The organism is Sorangiineae bacterium MSr11954, from assembly GCA_037157815.1.
GTDB classification, from domain to species: Bacteria; Myxococcota_A; Polyangia; order Polyangiales; family Polyangiaceae; genus Pendulispora; species Pendulispora albinea.
Genome location: CP089984.1, coordinates 7,788,905 through 7,807,605, shown reverse-complemented (window position 1 = coordinate 7,807,605; position 18,701 = coordinate 7,788,905). Strand labels below are relative to the sequence as shown.

At 65.3% G+C, this 18,701-nt stretch carries 16 protein-coding genes; 9 read left to right on the top strand and 7 right to left on the bottom strand.

Annotated elements, in window-relative coordinates; genetic code table 11:
* Positions 1 to 29 precede the first annotated feature (29 nt).
* Both LZC94_30170 and LZC94_30165 read right to left on the bottom strand, forming a co-directional pair.
* Complete coding sequence (locus LZC94_30170; GenBank protein ID WXB12107.1) at positions 30 to 377, bottom strand: hypothetical protein; 348 nt, start codon at positions 375 to 377, stop codon at positions 30 to 32.
* Between the two features lie 620 nt (positions 378 to 997).
* Positions 998 to 1,960 (bottom strand): carbon-nitrogen hydrolase family protein, encoded by a 963-nt coding sequence (locus tag LZC94_30165; protein ID WXB12106.1) that lies wholly within the window; start codon positions 1,958 to 1,960, stop codon positions 998 to 1,000.
* A 215-nt stretch (positions 1,961 to 2,175) separates the two neighbouring features.
* On the opposite strand from LZC94_30165, the gene LZC94_30160 reads away from it, so the two are divergent.
* Positions 2,176 to 3,750, top strand: coding sequence for an MFS transporter (locus tag LZC94_30160; protein WXB12105.1), 1,575 nt, complete (start codon positions 2,176 to 2,178; stop codon positions 3,748 to 3,750).
* Between the two features lie 84 nt (positions 3,751 to 3,834).
* On the top strand, positions 3,835 to 4,425 hold the full coding sequence (locus LZC94_30155; GenBank protein WXB12104.1) for a type 1 glutamine amidotransferase: 591 nt from the start codon (positions 3,835 to 3,837) through the stop codon (positions 4,423 to 4,425).
* A gap of 57 nt (positions 4,426 to 4,482) precedes the next feature.
* Here LZC94_30155 and LZC94_30150 read toward each other — a convergent pair whose 3' ends face one another.
* The 3 genes from LZC94_30150 to LZC94_30140 all read right to left on the bottom strand — a co-directional run bounded on the left by LZC94_30150 (position 4,483) and on the right by LZC94_30140 (position 9,044).
* On the bottom strand, positions 4,483 to 7,254 hold the full coding sequence (locus LZC94_30150; GenBank protein WXB12103.1) for a serine/threonine-protein kinase: 2,772 nt from the start codon (positions 7,252 to 7,254) through the stop codon (positions 4,483 to 4,485).
* A gap of 482 nt (positions 7,255 to 7,736) precedes the next feature.
* Positions 7,737 to 8,498 carry a TerC family protein gene (locus LZC94_30145; GenBank protein ID WXB12102.1) on the bottom strand — a complete coding sequence of 254 codons (762 nt, stop codon included), beginning with the start codon at positions 8,496 to 8,498 and terminating at the stop codon, positions 7,737 to 7,739.
* A gap of 120 nt (positions 8,499 to 8,618) precedes the next feature.
* Complete coding sequence (locus tag LZC94_30140) at positions 8,619 to 9,044, bottom strand: VOC family protein (protein ID WXB12101.1); 426 nt, start codon at positions 9,042 to 9,044, stop codon at positions 8,619 to 8,621.
* Between the two features lie 75 nt (positions 9,045 to 9,119).
* Between LZC94_30140 and LZC94_30135 the strand changes: the two genes are divergently transcribed.
* The 5 genes from LZC94_30135 to LZC94_30115 all read left to right on the top strand — a co-directional run bounded on the left by LZC94_30135 (position 9,120) and on the right by LZC94_30115 (position 13,352).
* The gene (locus LZC94_30135; protein ID WXB12100.1) at positions 9,120 to 9,773 is read left to right on the top strand and encodes a TetR/AcrR family transcriptional regulator; all 654 of its coding nucleotides are present in this window, start codon (positions 9,120 to 9,122) and stop codon (positions 9,771 to 9,773) included.
* A 346-nt stretch (positions 9,774 to 10,119) separates the two neighbouring features.
* The gene (locus LZC94_30130) at positions 10,120 to 10,491 is read left to right on the top strand and encodes a YciI family protein (GenBank protein ID WXB12099.1); all 372 of its coding nucleotides are present in this window, start codon (positions 10,120 to 10,122) and stop codon (positions 10,489 to 10,491) included.
* Positions 10,488 to 11,750, top strand: a complete 1,263-nt coding sequence (locus tag LZC94_30125) for an RNA polymerase sigma factor (protein WXB12098.1) — start codon at positions 10,488 to 10,490, stop codon at positions 11,748 to 11,750. Before LZC94_30130 ends, LZC94_30125 begins: the two co-directional genes overlap by 4 nt.
* Positions 11,751 to 11,829: 79 nt before the next feature.
* Positions 11,830 to 12,651 (top strand): thioredoxin family protein, encoded by an 822-nt coding sequence (locus tag LZC94_30120; GenBank protein WXB12097.1) that lies wholly within the window; start codon positions 11,830 to 11,832, stop codon positions 12,649 to 12,651.
* A complete protein-coding gene (locus LZC94_30115) occupies positions 12,648 to 13,352 on the top strand; it encodes a DUF899 domain-containing protein (protein WXB12096.1) in 705 nt (234 codons plus the stop codon). Before LZC94_30120 ends, LZC94_30115 begins: the two co-directional genes overlap by 4 nt.
* Before the next feature lie 49 nt (positions 13,353 to 13,401).
* Here LZC94_30115 and LZC94_30110 read toward each other — a convergent pair whose 3' ends face one another.
* Positions 13,402 to 15,921, bottom strand: coding sequence for a S8 family serine peptidase (locus tag LZC94_30110; protein ID WXB12095.1), 2,520 nt, complete (start codon positions 15,919 to 15,921; stop codon positions 13,402 to 13,404).
* 219 nt (positions 15,922 to 16,140) lie between these two features.
* On the bottom strand, positions 16,141 to 16,932 hold the full coding sequence (locus LZC94_30105; protein WXB12094.1) for a hypothetical protein: 792 nt from the start codon (positions 16,930 to 16,932) through the stop codon (positions 16,141 to 16,143).
* Between the two features lie 113 nt (positions 16,933 to 17,045).
* Here LZC94_30105 and LZC94_30100 point away from each other — a divergent pair, with 113 nt between their 5' ends.
* Together LZC94_30100 and LZC94_30095 are read left to right on the top strand one after the other, a co-directional pair.
* Positions 17,046 to 17,555 (top strand): LEA type 2 family protein, encoded by a 510-nt coding sequence (locus LZC94_30100; protein WXB12093.1) that lies wholly within the window; start codon positions 17,046 to 17,048, stop codon positions 17,553 to 17,555.
* A 163-nt stretch (positions 17,556 to 17,718) separates the two neighbouring features.
* Positions 17,719 to 18,603 (top strand): hypothetical protein, encoded by an 885-nt coding sequence (locus LZC94_30095; GenBank protein ID WXB12092.1) that lies wholly within the window; start codon positions 17,719 to 17,721, stop codon positions 18,601 to 18,603.
* Positions 18,604 to 18,701 lie beyond the last annotated feature (98 nt).

Below are 18,701 nucleotides of genomic sequence, written 5' to 3'. Positions count from 1 at the left end.
TTGCAGAGAGAATGTCGATGCACGCCTGTTTATCGGCACGCACGGGCCAGTTGTTCCAAGCCAGCCTTGCACTGTGCGCCAAGGCGCTCGCGCGAGGCATCGTCCTTCGCACCAACGGAGAATGCTTGGCGAGCTGCCTCGGTTCGTTGAGCCATTACGTCGGGGCTGATGCCGCGCATGCATTCGTTGAGACGAACGATATAGGTCGCGCATTCTGGCACGAGCTTGCGGTCGTCCGCATTGCCATCGCTTTGGGCGCTGCACCCGAAGCCGACGACGACCACCATGATTGAAAAGCCGAAGCTTGCTCGACGCTGCCCGAGGCGAAACTCAGATAAGATCATGACGAAATAGGTTCCTCTCATGTTGTCGTTCACACCGAGACGTCATCACGAAAGCCGCAGGTTACCCGTTCACCGTCGTGTGTGCACGATGCAGAAGGAGCGTAGTATGCGCAATGGATTTTTAGATTTTTAGTGCTCGTCGACTGAACTGGACGCACTTTTCCTGCGGTGCCCCGTTCGCTCGCCGATGTCGTTGCGACTGTCGCGACTGCGCAGTCGAATAGAGAATCTCCGCTACGAGCATGGATGCCGCTACGCGCTAGGGCACCGGTGTCCCCTTGGATCCCTCGCTCGGGCGTTTGGATTACCGCGTCGCCACCTTGTTGCGCCACGCGTTCCGATTGGTTGCGGTTTGCACATTCGGCCAGGTATGCCTCGATGGTAGTGCGCGACATGGCTTCCGACTCACCCTCAGCCCGAGCGGTGATGTCTGCATGTGAATGTTATTGCATCCCGTATCTCCGTTACCCGTGCAAGAAGAGGATAAATTAGATGCTTTCTTCCGCCAGCGCACCTTCGCAGTTCGATTGTGTTTATGGCGTGCGTAGGGCTCGAGTCCACACCCATCGAGTCCGCGGGACGCATGTTACGGCGTGCGAAGTGTGTTTTACACGTTCTTCTCGGCACGAAATCTCCAGTTCCGGATCCCAGCCTCACTCCGTGAAATCCACCGTACCTTGCCGCTGCCGATTGACCATGAGCCGAACCACATCCGGGCGCGAATAGTGCCCGGCCGGGTCGAAGTTTTGGCGCTCCTGCCGCACGCGTTCATAATCCAATGTGGCGACGATCAGACGCTCCTCGGCTTCGACTGGCTCGACCACCCACGTGCCGTCCGGCGCGGCGATGGCCGAGCCGCCGGTGGCGAGGACGTCGGGGCAATTCGTTTGGAGCGTTTCGTAATGGGGGGTCTCGCGCGGAAAGTCTTTTTTGCGCATCAGTCCTGAAACGGAGATGACATACGAGCGCCCTTCGAGCGCCGCGAAGCGTGTGATGTCCTTCGTATTGTGGACGCCGCCCGGCCAGAGCGCCACGTGCAGATCCTCGCCCTGGCCGTACAGCGCTGCGCGCGCGAGCGGCATCCAGTTCTCCCAACAATTCAGCCCGCCGACCGTAAAGGCACCAAGGCGGTGCACGCGCAGTCCGTGTCCATCGCCCGGCGACCAGGTCAATCGCTCTTCGTACGTGGGCATCAGCTTGCGATGCACCGAACGAATTTCACCCTGGGGATCGATGTACACGCAGCTGGCATAAAGGCTATGTCCTCCTCGATCGAGCGGACGCTCGATGCAGCCCAGCATCACCGCCAGGTGGTGCCGGCGCGCGGCCCCGCAGAGCGGTTCGAGGTGACCGGCTTCGATTTGCACGGCGTTGCGAAGGTAGTGCGCGTGCATCTCCTTCTGCAGTGGCGAATTGAACCGCGCGCCGTTGGTGTGCTCGATCCAGAAGGGGTAGCCGGGCAGGACACCTTCGCCGAACGCCACCAGCTGGCACCCCGCGTCGCCGGCCGCATGCACCTGCTCGACCACCTTCGCCAAGGTGCGCGCGCGGTCCAACCATACCGGCGCCATCTGCGCCATGCCCACGGTCAAGGTGTCGTCATCCCTCGTTTGCATTTCGGGCTCCCTCTTTCAATGGTCGACATCAGCTCACGGTCGCGGAAACTTTACACGGTTCATTGGCCCGGCCATCTGCGGATTTTTGCGATCAAGTCCGAAAATGGCCAGACGCCGCGCCACCCCGCCCTTAGGTAGAAGGGCGCTCCACGCGCGACCGGTCCGCACCGGGTCACGGTGGAGCGCGATCGACGACAATCGACCAGGAAAGACGTATGTCCCTCCCCGACCCCCATTCCCGCAAGAATGCCGTTGCGCTCGCGGCCGTCTGCCTCGCCGCGCTCATGTTCGGCTTGGAAATCTCGAGCGTCCCCGTGGTCCTGCCCATCCTCGAAAAGACCCTGCACGGCAGCTTCCGGGACATGCAGTGGATCATGAACGCTTATACGATTGCGTGCACCACCGTCCTGATGGCGGCCGGCACGCTCGCGGACCGATATGGCCGCAAGCGCATGCTCGTGATCAGCCTGATCGTGTTCGGGCTCACCTCCATCCTCTGCGGACTTGCGCGAAGCGTGCCCGTTCTCGTGGCCGGCCGGTTCCTTCAGGGGCTCGGGGGCGGCGCCATGTTGATTTGCCTCATTGCGATTCTCTCGCATCAGTTTCGCGCGGGACGCGAACGCGCCACGGCGTTTGCGACGTGGGGGATCGTATTCGGGTTCGGTTTGGGGTTCGGCCCCATCCTGGGCGCCGCCATCGTGGCGGTGTCGAGCTGGCAATGGGTGTTCCTGGTTCATGGGGTGCTGGCGGTGCTCGCCATCGTCATGACCTCGAGCGGTGTCGAGGAGTCGCGCGATCCGGACGCCAGGAAGCTCGACATCGGCGGTATTCTGACCCTGTCGCTGGCCGTGTTCTCGTCGACCTATTTCATCACCCAAGGGCCGGATATCGGATTTGGGAGCGCCGCCGCCCTCGGGGCATTGGCGCTGGCGCTCGTGAGCTTCGTCGCCTTTCTGGTGGTAGAGAGGCTCCACCCGCATCCGATGTTCGACTTTACCGTCTTTCGCATTCGCCCGTTCTCGGGGGCAATCTTCGGCGCGATGGGCATGAACTTCAGCTTCTGGCCGTTCATGATCTACCTGCCCATCTATTTTCAGAGCGCCCTCGGTTACGATGTGGTGACCGCCGGCTGCTCGTTGCTCGCCTACACCTTGCCCACATTGGTGTTTCCGCCCCTCGCCGAGCGTTTCGCGCTGCGCTACGAGCCACGTGCCGTCATCGCCCTCGGTATGTTTGCGATCGGCCTCGGCTTCCTCGGAATGCGATATGCAATCAGCGTCGCGCATCCGAGCTGGTCGACCATCTTGCCCGGGGCGCTGCTCGCAGGGATGGGCCTCGGGTTCACCAATACGCCGGTGACCAATACCACGACGGGGGCGGTCCCGAGCACGCGCGCGGGCATGGCGTCGGGCATCGATATGAGCGCGCGGCTCATCACGCTCGCCATCAACATCGCGCTCATGGGATTCATTCTCGTCAATGGCATCCGCTCGTATTTGCGGGGGGCGCTCCCGGGGGCGCTCGACGAGGCCTCGTTGCGCGCGGCCGCGGAGAAGATCGCCTCGGGCGATCTCGTGTCGGTCCGGTCCACGGTGCCCGCCTGGTCGACCCTCGATGCCTCCGGCGCGGTCGCGCACGCGGCGCTGGTGCATGGTTTTGGGACGGTCATGCTGTACGGTGGCATCGGCGTCTGGGTGTTGGCGGCCGCGAGCTTTTTGACGTTCGGCGGGCGCGCGAGCACGTCCACCGAATGGGGGCGGAGCGATCTCCGCGATGCGATGAAGCGATGAATGAGACGAATGAGACGAATGAGACGAATGAGACGAAAGATGGCGCGGGAGTTGCGTTTTCTCGGGCGAAGAAAGGAGAGAACCATGGCTCAATCGCTGAATGGGAAAAAGGTAGCGATCGTCGTGACCGATGGTTTCGAACAGGTCGAGCTCACGGAGCCGAAGAAGGCGCTGGAAGCGGCCGGCGCGACCGCGCTCATCGTGTCGCCCAAGGACGGGAAGGTTAAAGGGTGGAAGCTCACCGACTGGGGCGACGAATTCAAGGTCGACATCGCCATCGCCAACGCGAAGCCGGACGAGTTCGATGCGCTTCTTCTTCCAGGCGGCGTGATGAACCCCGACAAGCTCCGCGTCATCCCGGAGGTCATCCGCTTCATCCGTGGCATCTACGACGCAAAGAAACCCATCGCGGCCATCTGCCACGGCCCCTGGACCTTGATCGAAGCCGATGCCGTTCGCGGCCGTCGCATCACCTCATGGCCAACATTGCGCAGCGATCTGAAAAACGCGGGCGCGAACTGGGTCGACGAACCGGTGGTCGTCGACGATGGGATCGTGACGAGCCGCAAGCCCGACGACATTCCGAAGTTCAATGAAAAAATGATCGAAGAATTCGCCGAGGGCGAGCACCGAAGGCGAGGAGCCGCCAACAACGTCCAGGAACGGCGAGCGTAGACCGCGAGCGGCGAGGGGTGCGGCGGTCGCACCCCTCGTCCTCGCGCCGTCGCTCGTTCAACGGTGCTGCGCCGAGACCGCCGCCAACCAAGCCTGCACCTCGGCACCGTCCTGAACGTAAGCGCGGCCCGAGTGCTCGTAGCCATCGATCGCTTCGTTGGCCAGGCGCCGTGCGCGCTCGCGGTCACCGCCGGTCCGCCATAGAACGCGCGCGAGGGCGAAGCCGATGGTCGCCCGAAACTCGTGCCGCGGTGTGGTCGTCCCGTCTTGCACGAGCTTTTCGGCTCGTTCGAGCGCCGCGAGCGCCTCGGAGAACCGCCCGAGCTGCTCGTAGCTTTCACCGACACACGAGAGGGCCAACGCGACATAAACCCCACGTGGCCCGAGGGTGCGCTCGCCGGCGTCGAGCAGCTCGGCGCAGAGCTGCTGCGCATCGCGCTCACGATGCTGCTTGCGCAAGATCCGCCCCAATCGAACGCCATAAAGGATCGTGCTCGGATCGCCGGGCCCCGCCAACCGTCGATTGAGCGTCAAGGCCTCGTCGAGCACGGCGCGTGCCGCCTCCAGGTGCCCGAGCGCCTCCTCCGCGCGGGCGATACCCGAGAGCGAGGTCGCCGAGCCACGGCTATTGGGCGTGTCCATGGCGTACGAGCGGCGAAGCAGAGGTAGCGCGACCTCCGGCTGTGCGTCATCCAAATAGGCCATTCCCAATTCGAAGAGGGAGTACCCCACGTCTTGGCTCTCGGGAGAGGCTGCTTGCTCGACGATCTGGAGGACCCTTTGCCCCATGGCTTGCAGGCCGGCGCGGTCGCGTTGCTCGCTCATCGTGCGCGCCAGGGTCGACAAGGTCATCATGAGCTGGGGATGGTCATTGCCGAACAGCGCCTCGGCTTCTCGGAGCGCCGAATGCAGGTGCGTGATGGCCTCGTCGCGCCGATTGATGGATCGCTCGGCGTTGGCCAGCTGCCGGTAAATGACGACTCGGCGTATGTCGTTTTCGCCAAATACGCCCCGCGCCATGTCCAGGGCCGCGTTGAAGCGCGCGATGGCCCGATCGTATCGCCCGCGCGCGTTCTCGAGGAGACCGAGGGTGCGCAACAACTCGATGTGCGCCGGCCCTTGGGGATCGAGGCGCTCCACCGTCGCCTCGATGAAGGGGACCAGGGGCTCGACCGTGTCGGGGCGAACTTTGCCATCGATGACGATCAGCCGGCTCCAAATGAGCGGCAATAGCCGCTCGCGGCCGCTCGATTCGGCGTCGGCGAGCGCCTGAACGATGCTCGCCCTGGCCGCGTCGTATTTGCCACCGCCGGTTTGGGCGATGCCGAGACGATAGAGCGCTTCGGCGGCGAGCGCCCGATCCTGTTGCTTACGTGCCAGATCGAGCGCGCGGCGGGCCGCTTCCTCGGCGGGCGCCAACTGATCGGCATCGAAGCGCGCCCGGCTTTGCGCGAGCAGATCGCGAATGGGCTCGACCTCGACCGCGGCGGCCTCGCCGTAAGTTGGCCAGGGAGCGAGCGAGAGCGCCGCCGCGTTCGTGCAGCTCGATAGCGCGTCGAGCTGGATGAGGATGTCCGGCGCTCGAAGGCGCACGTCCCGATCGCCGCCCGCGAGCACGTCGGTGACCGCGCGCAGCTCCCGCCGCCGCTCATCGAGGCACGACGAAGCGCGGGTATGCTTGGTCGCGTCTTCCGCGCGCCACCACTCCGCGCTGCGGCAAAGCTCGACCTTCGTGTGCTTCCATTGGTCCGCGTACACGTCGAGCGTGGCTGCGACCCTCTTCCATACGTCGCGTCCAAAGGCTTTGCCATCGCCGGTCAACACCGTCTCGACCTGCGCGCGCCGGGGCGCATCCCAGATGCCGGCGAGGGCCTGGGTGGCCGCCGTATCACAGCGTTGCGCGCGATGATTTCGAATGGCCGGCCATCCCAAGAGCCCCATCCCAGCGCACGCGATCGCGGCGATCACGAGGGTGCGCCGCCGCCGTCGCCGCGGAACGTCGGCCAGTTCATCGAGCAGGTGCTGCAGCGATGGATAGCGGTTCGCGGGATCGCGCGACAAGCCACGACCGAGCACCCGCAGATAATCGATATCCAGCCGCCGGCCCGGTACCTCGATTCTCCCGGCGCGGAGCGCGTCCATCGAAAATTTGCCGGCCTTGTTGGAGAAGGGGTGCCGGCCAAACAGCGCTTCGTACGCGACGATCGCAAAGCTGAATTGATCGCTGCGCGCGTCCGCAGCGTGTCCTTCGTACTGCTCGGGCGCCATGTATCCCGGTGTTCCGACGAGCGCCCCCGCCTCCGTGACGGGTAGCTCCAGCGCTCGCGCCGGAGGATCCGACGGCACGCGGGCAGGATCTTCGGAATCTTTGGCGTCGACGATGGCGCGCGCCAGCCCGAAATCCGCGACCTTGACTTGACCGTTCCGGTCAATCAGCACATTTTCCGGTTTGAAGTCGCGATGCGCGAGGCCCGCACGGTGCGCGGCCGCGAGCCCGCGGCCGGCCTGATCGATCAGCCGCAGCAGGTGCCGCCGATCCGGTTTTGCGTGCCCGAGCTCGGCGCGCAACGTCGTACCCTCCACCAGCTCCATCGCAAAGAACACCTGGCCCGTGAACTCGCCAACGTCGAAGACGTAGACGACATTCGGGTGAACCACGTGCGCGAGGGCCTGCGCTTCACGCAAGAGCCTCTTCTGCTGTCGTTCCTCCGAACGCAACGCGCGAAAGAGCTTGAGCGCAACGGGCCGATTGAGCTCCGGATCATAAGCCCGGTAAATACGGCCCATCCCGCCTTCGCCGATGACATCGGCCACGAGATAGCGCCCCACGCGCGTTCCAGCGGCCAACTCATCGCGCGTCGCCGATGCCAAACCCGACGAGGTCGGGTGCGGAGGTACGAGTCGAGGTTCCGGAGAGCCGCTGACGGTGCTGCTCTGATTCAGTAACGCCCATGCCCGGTCGCACGGTGCGCACTCGGCGAGGTGGGATGCGATGGCTGCTTGCAACGAAATCGGCAGTGTCTTTTCGAGCAAGGCGCGCAGTTCGTCACGCGTCGGGCACTGCATTCGCTGCCTTTCCGCCCGACCATGCGATCCATGCCGAGGTGCGTTCGAATCTCCTGGGAGTCGTACGCGATGAGCCCATTCGAAGGAAGTTCACGTTATCGTCCTAGCTCATCAGGGGCAACCGGCAAGGAGCGCTGGATGTCTATATGACATCAAATGCCGATTCGTTTGGCGCGCAGAGGCCGGCGGCGGGGTAGAGGCGCGGTCGACTTCGACCGACCCCGCGCTTCGACACGAAGAACCGATCATGGATTGTCTTCGTATTTCGAGTGCAGCCGCACGGCGGATGCGGCGGCTGCCTGCTTGTTGCGAAAGCGCATATTGAGCAACTCCACGCCGAGCGCGAACGCCATCGCAAAATAGATGAAGCCCTTGCTGATGTGCTGACCGAAGCCTTCGCCGAGGAGCACGAACCCGATGAGCAGCAAGAACGCGAGCGCCAGGAGCTTCACGGAAGGGTGCCGCTCCACGAAGTCCCCGACGGCGCGCGCAAAGGCCAGCATGACGCCGACGGCCGCGATCATGGCCACGATCATGATCCAGAGCTCGTTGGCCATGCCCACGGCGGTGATCACCGAATCGAGCGAAAAGACGATGTCGATGCCGATGATCTGGAGCAACACCGACGCGGCGCTGCTCGCCTTGGGTGGCGCGGCCGGCCCGTCCGCCGGCTGCCCCTCGAGCTTCTGGTAAATCTCGTGGCTGCTTTTGCCGATGAGAAACAGCCCGCCGCCAATCAAGATCAGATCGCGCCCCGAGATCTCGTTCTGCCAGATGGGGATCGTCATCAAGGTGGACGTGAGCCCCATCATCCATTTGATCGTCAGCAAGAGCCCGAGGCGGAAGATCAGCGCCAGGCCGATTCCGAGCTTGCGGATCTTCTCCCGTTGCTCGTCGGAGACGCGGGCCACCAGGATGGCGACGAAGATGATGTTGTCGATGCCGAGAACGATTTCCATCGCCGCCAGCGATAGAAGTGCACCCCACGTTGCAGGATCCGTTAGCACGGGGTCACTCTACTCGAGCTGGCAATGACCCGACTCGCATTCACGTGTCAGCCGTCGGTAGGCACGCGAGCCCAATTCCGCTCATGGCGGGTAAGGACGGTATCATTCGGCTGAGCCGCATCACGTCGGGCGGGCTTCGTCCTTATAGGCGGCCGCAAATTCGGCCGACGGCGGGATGGGCTTGATCACGTCGATGAGCACCCCGTTCGGATCGGACGTGATGAAGTGGCGCTGGCCAAAGGGCTCGTCGCGCAAGGTGCGGAGGATGGGCAGCCCGGCCGCCTGGACGCGCGCATACACCTCGTCGGGGTCGGTCACCTCGAAGTTGAGGAGCAGACCGCGCGCCTGGCCCCGGCCCTCCGGTGGGATGGTCTCGTGGTCGCCGTGGACGATGCCGAGGTTCACGCTCTCGTCCTCGGTGGATTGCAGGTGCACGTACCAGTCGCTCTCGTAGAGGGCTTTGAAGCCAAAATGAGCGACATAGAAGCTCATCGTTCCGGCGACGTCGTGGGTCATGAGAACGGGGTAGTACGAGGTGGTCTTCATCGTTCGCTTCGCCTTTCGCGTGAAGTCACATACAGTCTGTATGTAGGTATCATCAATAACATACAGGCTGCATGTATGCAAACGCGACCCGACAAATCCGACAAATCCGACCGATCACGTCCCACCACCCGTCGTACGAACCGTGAACGCACGGAGGCCACGCGCGCCGATCTCATCGCCGCCGCGCGCAAGCTCTTCACGGAGCGCTCCTACGCCGCCACCGGCACCCCGGAGATCGCGGCGGCCGCGCATGTGACGCGCGGGGCGCTCTACCATCATTTCGCGGACAAACAGGCCCTCTTTCGCGCCGTCGTGGAGTCGGAGGCCCTGGCCGTCGCGGAGGAGATCGAGCGCGCCACCCCGCGGACCCTCTCCGCCAAACGCGCCTTCCTGGCGGGCGCCGACGCTTATCTCGCCGCCATGGCGGTGCCCGGCCGCACCCGTCTTTTGCTCCTCGACGGCCCCGCCGTCCTCGGCCGCGCCGAAATGGACGCCATCGACGCCAAACACGCGGCGCGCACCCTGCGCGAAGGTTTGGTCATCGCCATGCGCGAAGGCGCGATGCCCAAGCGCCGCTCCATCGGGGCCCTCACGAGCCTGCTCTCGGCCGTGTTCGACCGCGCGGCCCTCTCCATCGACGCCGGCGCCCCCGCCAAGGAGTACCGCAGCGCTATCCTCGCCATCCTCGACGGCATGATGCCCCCCGCTCCGTCGGGGTCATCGGGCTGATCCCGACCGTCGAGCCCGCAAACGATCGCAAGAGCTTCCACCTCGAAAAAAAATCGACAGCGCGCTGTCGGCGCCGCGGCTCCTCGCGCGTCCTTGGCTCGAGCCCCTCCTCTTTCGAGACTGAAATGAAGAGAAGACGAGAAGCGGAAGAGCAGAAGAGAGGAGCGCGCTTCGACGAGGAGAGCAACATGTGTCCAGTGTGCATGACGGCGACCGCTCTTTGGATCGCCGGCGCCACGTCCGCAGGTGGCGTCACGGCTTTGGTCGCAAAGAAGCTTCACACCAAGCGGCGCGCGCGCGAGCGTACGAACGACGCGCCGCGCGGATCGGATATACTCGCGACGGTATGCTCTATTCGATCCTCATCTACGGTTCCCAAGACGATGTCGCCGCCATGAGCACCGAGGAGGACGACGCGATCGTCGCCCAGCATGTGGCGCTGCAACAGCCTTTGCTGGCGGCGGGGAAGCTCGGGCCGGTGGCGCGGTTGACCGATCCGGCTGACGCCAAGACGTATCGGCCCGGGCGGGAGCCGCTCGTCATGGATGGGCCTTTCGCCGAGACGAAGGAGCAGCTGCTCGGTCTGTATGTCGTCGATTGCGGCACCCTCGACGAGGCGATCGACCTTGCGCGAAGCATGCCGACTCTTGCGTCGACGTGCTTCGAGGTTCGCCCGGTCTCCTGGTTCGAGCCAGGGAGCGTAGGCGCCCGGACGTGAGCCACACCGCCTGGATCGAGAGCGCGCTCACGAACGCGCGCCCCCAGGCGATCGCCGCGCTCCTTCGCTATTTTCGTGATTTGGATAGGGCCGAGGAAGCCTTTCAAGAGGCGTGTGTGCGAGCCTTGCGGGCGTGGCCGAGGACGGGAACGCCGCGCGACGCGGTGGCGTGGCTCGTCTTCGCCGGACGCAACGCGGGCCTCGACGATTTGCGGCGCCGCAGCAAGCAACGGGCGCTGCCGGAGGAGGCTTCCATTTCCAGCTTGGAGGACGTCGAATCCGTGATCACCGAACAGCTCGACTCTGCGCTTTACCGCGATGACGTCCTTCGCCTTTTGTTCATCTGTTGCCACCCCGAGCTGCCGCCTGCACAACATATCGCGCTCGCCCTTCGCGTGGTCTCCGGGTTGTCGGTCAAAGAGCTGGCCCGCGCCTTTTTGATCAGCGAGAGCGCCATGGAGCAGCGCATCACCCGCGCCAAGGGCCGCATCGCGGGCGCCGATACCTCGTTCGAGACACCGGGGCCCGCGGAGCGCGCCGAGCGCCTCTCCACGGTGGCCGCCATGATTTACCTCCTCTTCAACGAGGGCTATTCGGCGAGCGGCGGCGCCGTGCACGTGCGCGTGCCGCTGTGCGAGGAGGCGATCCGCTTGGCGCGCCTGCTCTTGCGCCTCTTCCCCGACGAGGCGGAGATCATGGGGCTGACCGCGCTGCTCGTCCTGCAGCACGCGCGCGCGCCCGCCCGGCTCGACGCCAATCAGGAAATCGTGCTCTTGGACGATCAGGATCGCCGCCTTTGGGATCGAAAGCTGATGACCGAAGGCTTCGGCTTGGTGGAGCAGGCGCGCCGCCTTCGCCGCCCCGGTCCATACCAGCTTCAAGCGGCCATCGCCGCCGTGCACACCCGCGCGCAGAGGCCCGAGGACACCGACTGGGCGGAGATCGATCGGCTGTACGCCGCGCTCGAGGTGCTGCAGCCTTCGCCGGTGGTCACGCTCAATCGCGCGGTGGCGGTGGTCAAGGTGCGGGGACCGGAGGCCGCGCTGGCCATGATCGAGCCCCTCGCCGAGCGGCTCTCGAGCTATTTTTACTTCTTCGGCGTGCGCGCCGCGCTGCTGCTCGAGCTGGGGCGGACCGAGGAGGCGCACGCTTCGTTCGAGGCCGCCCTGTTGCTGCCGCATACCACGGCCGAAGAGGTCTACATCCGCCGGCAGCTCGGTCGCTTGGCTCTCCAAGTCCGGTCCGGACGAAAAGAGTAGGGCCTATGTCGGGTTGACCCAGGGTCCTTCGTCCTTTTGGCAACCGCTCCCAAGGAGCGCACCACCGGAGGACTTTGGCATGGAGAATCAACGCATCGTTTCCCGCGACGAGTGGAACGCCGCGCACGCGGCCCACCTGGCCAAGGAAAAGAACCTCACCCGGCAACGCGACGCATTGACCGCCGAGCGCCGTCAGCTCCCTTGGGTCAAGGTCGACAAGCCCTACGCCTTCACCGGGCCCACCGGGCAACGAACCTTGGCCGAGCTGTTCGGCGGCCGCAGCCAGCTGCTGATCAAGCACTTCATGTTCGCGCCCGGCTGGAAGGAGGGGTGCGTCGGCTGCTCGTTCGAGACGGATCACCTCGACCGCGCCTTCGTTCACCTCCAGCACCACGATGTGTCGATGGTGGCCGTCGCGCGCGCGCCGTTCGAGGAGCTCGAGGCCTTTCGCCAGCGCATGGGGTGGCGCATCGAGCTCGTCTCGTCCCTGGGGAGCGATTTCAACTACGACTTCCACGTATCCTTTACGAAAGAGGATCTGGCGAAGGGCGCCGCGCAATACAACTTCGGCAAGCTCGAAGGCGAAATCGAGGACCTGTCCGGCCTCAGCGCGTTCTACAAAGACGAGGCGGGCAACGTCTATCATACGTATTCGTGCTTTGGGCGCGGCGGGGAAGAGGTCCTCGGCTCGTACATGGTCCTGGACCGCATGCCCAAGGGCCGCAATGAGACGGGCCCGAATTTCAACCTGACGGATTGGGTCCGCCACCACGATCGCTACGGTCAGGGCGGTCACGTCGATCCGACGGGCCGCTACCGCGCGCCCGCCGCCGAAGGCTCCCCGGGCATTCGCAAGGCCGAGGCGCGCGAGCCGGGGTGCTGCTCGGGAGGGCAGTCGTGAGCGCCACCCCGCATCGGGTCGTCTCGGAGGCCGAGTGGATCGTCGCCCGCAAGAAGCACTTGGAGCGGGAGCAGGAGCTGACCCGCGCCCTCGAGGCGGTCGCTCGGGAGCGGAGGGAGCTGCCCTGGGTCGCGGTCGAAAAGAACTACGTCTTCGATGGGCCCGAGGGCGAGCAGACCCTCTCGGATCTGTTCGCGGGGCGCAGCCAGCTGATCGTGCAGCACTTCATGTTCGGCCCCGGGTGGAAGGAAGGTTGCCCGGGGTGTTCGTTTCAGTCCGACAACATCGGCGGCGCCGTCGTGCACCTCGAGCACCACGACGTATCCTTCGTGGTCGTCTCCCGCGCGAGCGTGCCCGAGATCGAGGCCTTCAAGAAGCGTATGGGATGGCGCTTCGCGTGGGTATCGTCGGGCCGCAGCGACTTCAATTACGACTACCATGTATCGTTTCGGGAAGACGAGATCATCAAGGGGAAGGTCTATTACAACTACGAGCTGCGCGACTTCCAGAGCGAGGAGCTCCCGGGGGTGAGCGCCTTCTACCGCGATCCGTCCGGCGCCGTCTTCCACACGTATTCGGCTTATGGCGGCGGCGCCGATATGCTCCTCGGCGCCTACCATTACCTGGATCTCACCGCCCGCGGCCGCAATGAAAATGGTCAGCCCATGGGGTGGGTGCGCCACCACGACCGCTACGAATAGCCGATGCTGGCTCGACGTTCGCCTCGTTTGCTTTGGAGCGGGCGTCGGGTCAGATGCAGATGGTGCCGGTGCAGTTGACGTGCATGGCGGGCGCCGAAAGCGACTCGCGCTTGACCCCCGCGCCGTTCTGATACAGCGCCGTCACCGTGTACGTGTAGCGGCCCGGCACCAGGGCGCCGCCCGCGGGATCCACGGGGAGCTGGGTATCGTAATACTGCGCGCCCGGTACGATGATGGGATTGGGCGTTCCGGGCGTGAGCTGGAGCGCTCCATTTCGGTAAACGAGATAACCCTGGAGCACCAGGCCCGAGCCGGGGGGCGGAGGTCCGGCCGCCGTCCAGCGGACGAGCAGGCCCGGCGCCGTGCAGTTCACGAAGCTGTTGCAGCCGAGGGTATTGATCGCGGTGGCCGCCGTGGGCGGGGCGATGACGATGGCGCCCGGCACGAGCGCCGTGAGCGCCTGAACGAGGTTCACGTTCGTGACCCCTTGGCCGGCCCAGTCGGGGGTCGCGATGGGGAGGCCGGTGGCCTGCAGGATCGACGTGGCCTCGCCCACGCACTCCCTCGGGTTGGCGGTGCACGCCGCCGAGCCGCGGCGGAGATTCGGCCGGAGCGAGAGCAGCATCGCGGCCACGGCGGACGCGTAGGGCGTGGCGAACGAGGTGCCGAACTTCATGCAATAGTTGGGGTTCGCGTTCCACACGGGATCCGTGCACGAGGCCGCGCCGGGTTTCCACAACACGGGCATCTCTTGGCCGGTATTTCCGCCCGGCGCCATCATATCCAAGTTGATGGCCGCGCCGGAGTAGTCCGCCGGAGCGTTGTTGTTCTCGGAGGACGCCACGGAGATGACATCGGGGAGCCCCGCCGGCGTGGGGATGACGGGCTGCGCGGAGTTGCCGCTGCCGGCCAAGAACAAGCGCCCTTGGTTCACCGCGCGGCGGGAGAGCTCCGCGACGGTCGGATCGGGGGCCAGCTGGCTGATGAGCGACGTATTGAAAATATCGGCGAGGTTGTTGTCGAGCAGCCAGAGGAGCCCGTCGGCCAAGGTCGCATACGTCCCGGAGTTGTTGGCGCCCAGCACGCGCACCGGAATGACGCGCGCATTGGCCACGGTCCCCGCCACGCCGATCCCGTTGTTGCGGTTGGCGGTGACGACCCCGGCGACCCCCGTGCCATGCCCGTAAAGGTCCGAGCTATCGGTGCGCCAATTGTTGGGGATATACTCGCGCAGCCAATCCGCCCACCAGGGCCAGGGCAGCGAGTTGTGCCCGCCGAGCACCTTTCCGGCGAGATCTTCATGGTCGGCCACCACGCCCGTATCCAACACGGCCACTTGAATGTTCGTGCCACTGGCGTTGGGGACGGCCCACGCGTCGGCTGGGATGGTCGGCGCGATGCCGGCGGTGCAGCACAGTTGGCCATTCATCGTAGGATACGGGTATTGCCCGGGGGGATGGCCCGGGGGCGCGAAATAGGGATCGTTCGGCGGGTTGGTGACCCCCACCGTCGGACCGTTCATCCCAGCGGAGACGATGCTTCGCGTCTTGCGCAGCTTGACGACCTGCGCCCACGCGGTGGCCGCCGTGGAGAAGGGGGACGAGCCGAGCACCACGCCGGAGCGGGTCGTCGTCGACGATTCGAGCCAGAGGATCGAGTCGCTCCCGACCGAGTCCGTGAGCACGTAACCGGACGTGCCGCTGCTATACGATTGCGTGAGGATGGGAAAGTTGGCCGCGCCCTTGGGGGACGCCCCATCTTGGAGGTCGAGGAAGGTCCCCGCGAAGGTCACCGACCCGTTGCTGCCTTTTCGCGTGGCCTTGCCGCGGAAGGATTTCGTGCTTGGATCCACGGTGATGGGCTCCGAGGTGAACGAGCCCGGGGGCCCGTCGTAGCGCGCCTGCACGGCGGGCTTCCCTCCGACGTTCACCACGTTCAAGCCGATGTTCCAGAAGCTGGAATAGATCGGCTGGGTCGCCAGCACGGGCAGCGCGCCGATGACGGGGTAGGCGCGCGCCTGCGGCGCCACGCTCGGAGGGGAGGCCGGCGGCAGGTCGACGTTGGTGAGCTGGTCGGACGGTTTGCCTTTTTGATTGTTGATGGTGGCGGTGACGCGCACCTGGGTGCCAATCACGTAACCCGATATCTGCTGGATATCGGCATATTTGCCCGAGAAGTTGCCATTGACGTCGATGGGCATGGTGATGGTATCCATCTTCACCTGCTCACCGGGCGTGGCCTGCCACTCGTAGAGAAACAGCACGGTGACCGCAGTTTGGGTCGCGTTCATGATGTCGGCGTGGACCCATGCGATGGGGGTAATCCGTTGCCCCTGAATGACGGAGTCGCGCGTCGCTCCCTTGAACACGCCCTGCTCCGGTTTCGAGGATGACGCCGGGGCGGTTTCCTTGTGGGGGTGAGGATCGGGGTGGGGCTGGGGCGAGGTGGAGGTCGCGCTGGGCGTGCAGGCCAAAAGGCCCATGGCGGCGAGCCAGGGCCGAAGATGAAAGAGGCGCGGTCGTCGCGGCTCTTGGCCGCGCTCCAAGGTGTGCGGTCGCCTTGTGCTCATGGGATGCTCTCGTGCGTGAGGGTAAAGTCTTCACGCGCCTCCACGTCCCACGTCGGAATGACGGAGCGGGGTGCGCGCCACGCACCCCAATGCGAATCGCGCACCCACCTCTTTCATCCGAGAATTTTCGCTCGATCGCGGTCGCGCGGCCTCTCGTATCCAAAGGCCGCGGCGTCCGGCCCCAACGCGCTTGCGTCGCGGGCGGACGCGCTCCCGGCTTTACTTCGAGGGCTTCGGGGTGCCCGAGGTCGAATCGTTCGGCGGCAGCGCCTCCGGCGAGGGGGCCTCGTCCTCACCCTCGTGCGCCGCTTGCACTTGGGCGCTGAAGGCGTCGAGCAGCTGCTGCTGCATTCCTTCGAAGAGCTTTCCGAGCTCGAAGGTCGTGGGGGCGCTGGGGTTGGACGCATTTCCAAGGAGCTCGGCCGCCATCTGCTCGAGCTGCGCGACGTCCACGCCAGGAGGAACCATGCCGGCGAGCTGGTTGATATCCATTCCGGGGGGAACCATGGCCGCGAGCTGGTTGATATCCACGCCGGGAGGGATCATGGCCGCGAGCTGGTTGATATCCATTCCAGGGGGGAGTCCGAGCGCCGCGAGCTGGGACGCGTCGAACCCGGGCGGGAGGCCGTGCTCGTCCTCGTCCAGCGCGACCCAGATACCTCGCTCCCCGATCTCCGCGACCACGGCATCGTACGTGCTGCCGTCCGGCTCACAGCTGTCGGGGAAGAAGAGCACCCCGCGCGGATCGTGATGAATGTCCGGCAGCGCATCGCCGAATTGCGCGAGCCAATCGCGGGCCGCATCCTCGTCCTGCTCGAACGCCGCATAAGGTTGGAACGTGAACACGAGGAACGAGCCATCGTCGAGCGCTTCGGCGTACAGCGCGTCGTTCTCGTCGTCGTCGGACTCGTCGGCTTCGTCCTCCTCCTCGTCGAGATCGAGGAACGGCCTCAGTTTTTCGACATTTTTCGGGCGGAGGAGCACTACGGCATCGATTTCGGCTTCGGACATACCCCGAAAGCTACTTGCTCGCGGCCGCAAGGAAAAGGGTAACGCGGGGGACGCAGGGGGATGATGACCCCACGCGCTCGCCTCGATGGCTTGGTGCGGCTACGCTCGACGCCATGCGCACACTCGCTCTTGGGGCATTCCTCGCCGTCGCCGCGTTGCCGTTGCTGGGGTGCAGCAAGCCTCAACCGCCTCAAATCACGGTCATCGACGCCAAGGTCACGGGCATCGATCTCGCGGGGCTCACGGTGGACGTGCACGCGGAGGCCGTCAACCCCAACAAGTTCCCGCTGATGCTCCAGAGCGTCACGGGCAGCGCCACCCTCGACGGCAAGTACGAGCTCGGCGCGGTGACCGTCACCAAACCCGTGACCCTCCCGGCCGGCGAGCGCACCGCGATCTCCGCTCCCTTGACCATGAAGTGGCAGAACGTGACCACCCTGGCCTCCCTCGTCGCCGGCGCCGAGTCCATCCCCTTTACGGTCAAGGGCGACGCCGCCATCGGCGGTGAAAAGCTCCAAGTCTCGGTGCCCTTCCAGGTGCAAGGCACCTTGACCCGCGCGCAAATCACGCAATCCGCGCTCCGTTCGATCCCCACGTTGCCCGGCTTTCCACCCGCGCCCTGAGCGGCGCGCGCCCCCGTGAGGCGCCCGCCGGCGGCGTTCCTCGGGCGCGGCGTTCCTCGGGCGAGGTGTCATCTCGTGTCATTTGATGGCGCCGAGCTCCGGCGCCATCTTCTCGACCTGCGCGGCGGAACACCGCGCATCTTCGAGTCACGAGAGGAACGACATGGTCATGGGCAGAGCGTTGCAATTCGTATTCTTCTTCACTTCTGGCGCCATGGGCGTCGCGGCGTGCGGTAGCTCGAACGGCGATGGCCGCGAAGGCGGCAAAGGCGGCAGCGACAATCCAAAGTACGGGAGCATTCATATCGCGACCGCGAAGGTGTCCGGCGGCGCCGCCGATCCGGGGCATTGGGCAGACGCGGACTTCATCGATCAGAGCTCCTCCGGCCCGCGCAAGCGGTGCGAAACCTCGGTCGAGGGGGCCTGCACGGTCCGCGTTTGCAGCTCGTCCGAAATACCCGCCGACGGCGGCCAGCCAAAGCGCGTGCACGCTGGAATCATCCGCATCCGGAGCGCGGCGCTCCCTTCGTCCATCGAGCTGATGCCCAACGCCAGCGCGTCGTATTCGGAAGCGCACGGCCGCGAGCAGCTCTGGTCCGGCGGCGAGGAAATCCAAATCAGCGCAGACGGAAACCCCGACAGCGTCCCCGCCTTCAACAAGACGCTGAACGCGCCCTCCCTCTTTACGCTCCTGACCCCGAACTGGTCGGCCAGCGAGGACGGCCCCACCCTCGATCGCTCCAAGGATCTCGATCTCTCGTGGCTGCTCGCGGGCACCGCGTCGGGCACCATGAGCGTGAATCTCTGGTCCGCTCCCGCCGGCGATCGGGCGCTGGACGTGACATGCACCTATCCCGCATCCGACGGGAAGGCGAAGATCCCGGCCTCCGTCCTCGGGATACTCCCCGCAGGCCGGGGCGGATTAGGCGCCGCGATCCTGGAGAAGCGGGTCGTCGCCGTGTCCGATTGGGAGATCACGTTGCTCCTCGACGCCCGGGGCGCGCGCGCGAACGGATCGTCCTCCGGCGGGCGAGCGACATTCAAGTGACGACTGGGAACCTCGATTGCCCACCCGATGCGATCTCCGGCTTCACCATCGCAAGATGCGTCGAGCGGCCAAGCGCGCTTCGAAGTCGGATATCGCCA

Bases quoted from the DNA above. Each gene is read 5' to 3' on its own strand.
- LZC94_30140 (WXB12101.1), bottom strand. From the start codon at position 9,044: ATGAAGACCACCTCGTACTACCCCGTTCTCATGACCCACGACGTCGCC.
- LZC94_30160 (WXB12105.1), top strand. From the start codon at position 2,176: ATGTCCCTCCCCGACCCCCATTCCCGCAAGAATGCCGTTGCGCTCGCG.
- LZC94_30120 (WXB12097.1), top strand. From the start codon at position 11,830: ATGGAGAATCAACGCATCGTTTCCCGCGACGAGTGGAACGCCGCGCAC.
- LZC94_30155 (WXB12104.1), top strand. From the start codon at position 3,835: ATGGCTCAATCGCTGAATGGGAAAAAGGTAGCGATCGTCGTGACCGAT.
- LZC94_30110 (WXB12095.1), bottom strand. From the start codon at position 15,921: ATGAGCACAAGGCGACCGCACACCTTGGAGCGCGGCCAAGAGCCGCGA.
- LZC94_30165 (WXB12106.1), bottom strand. From the start codon at position 1,960: ATGCAAACGAGGGATGACGACACCTTGACCGTGGGCATGGCGCAGATG.
- LZC94_30095 (WXB12092.1), top strand. From the start codon at position 17,719: ATGGTCATGGGCAGAGCGTTGCAATTCGTATTCTTCTTCACTTCTGGC.
- LZC94_30130 (WXB12099.1), top strand. From the start codon at position 10,120: ATGCTCTATTCGATCCTCATCTACGGTTCCCAAGACGATGTCGCCGCC.
- LZC94_30100 (WXB12093.1), top strand. From the start codon at position 17,046: ATGCGCACACTCGCTCTTGGGGCATTCCTCGCCGTCGCCGCGTTGCCG.
- LZC94_30135 (WXB12100.1), top strand. From the start codon at position 9,120: ATGCAAACGCGACCCGACAAATCCGACAAATCCGACCGATCACGTCCC.
- LZC94_30105 (WXB12094.1), bottom strand. From the start codon at position 16,932: ATGTCCGAAGCCGAAATCGATGCCGTAGTGCTCCTCCGCCCGAAAAAT.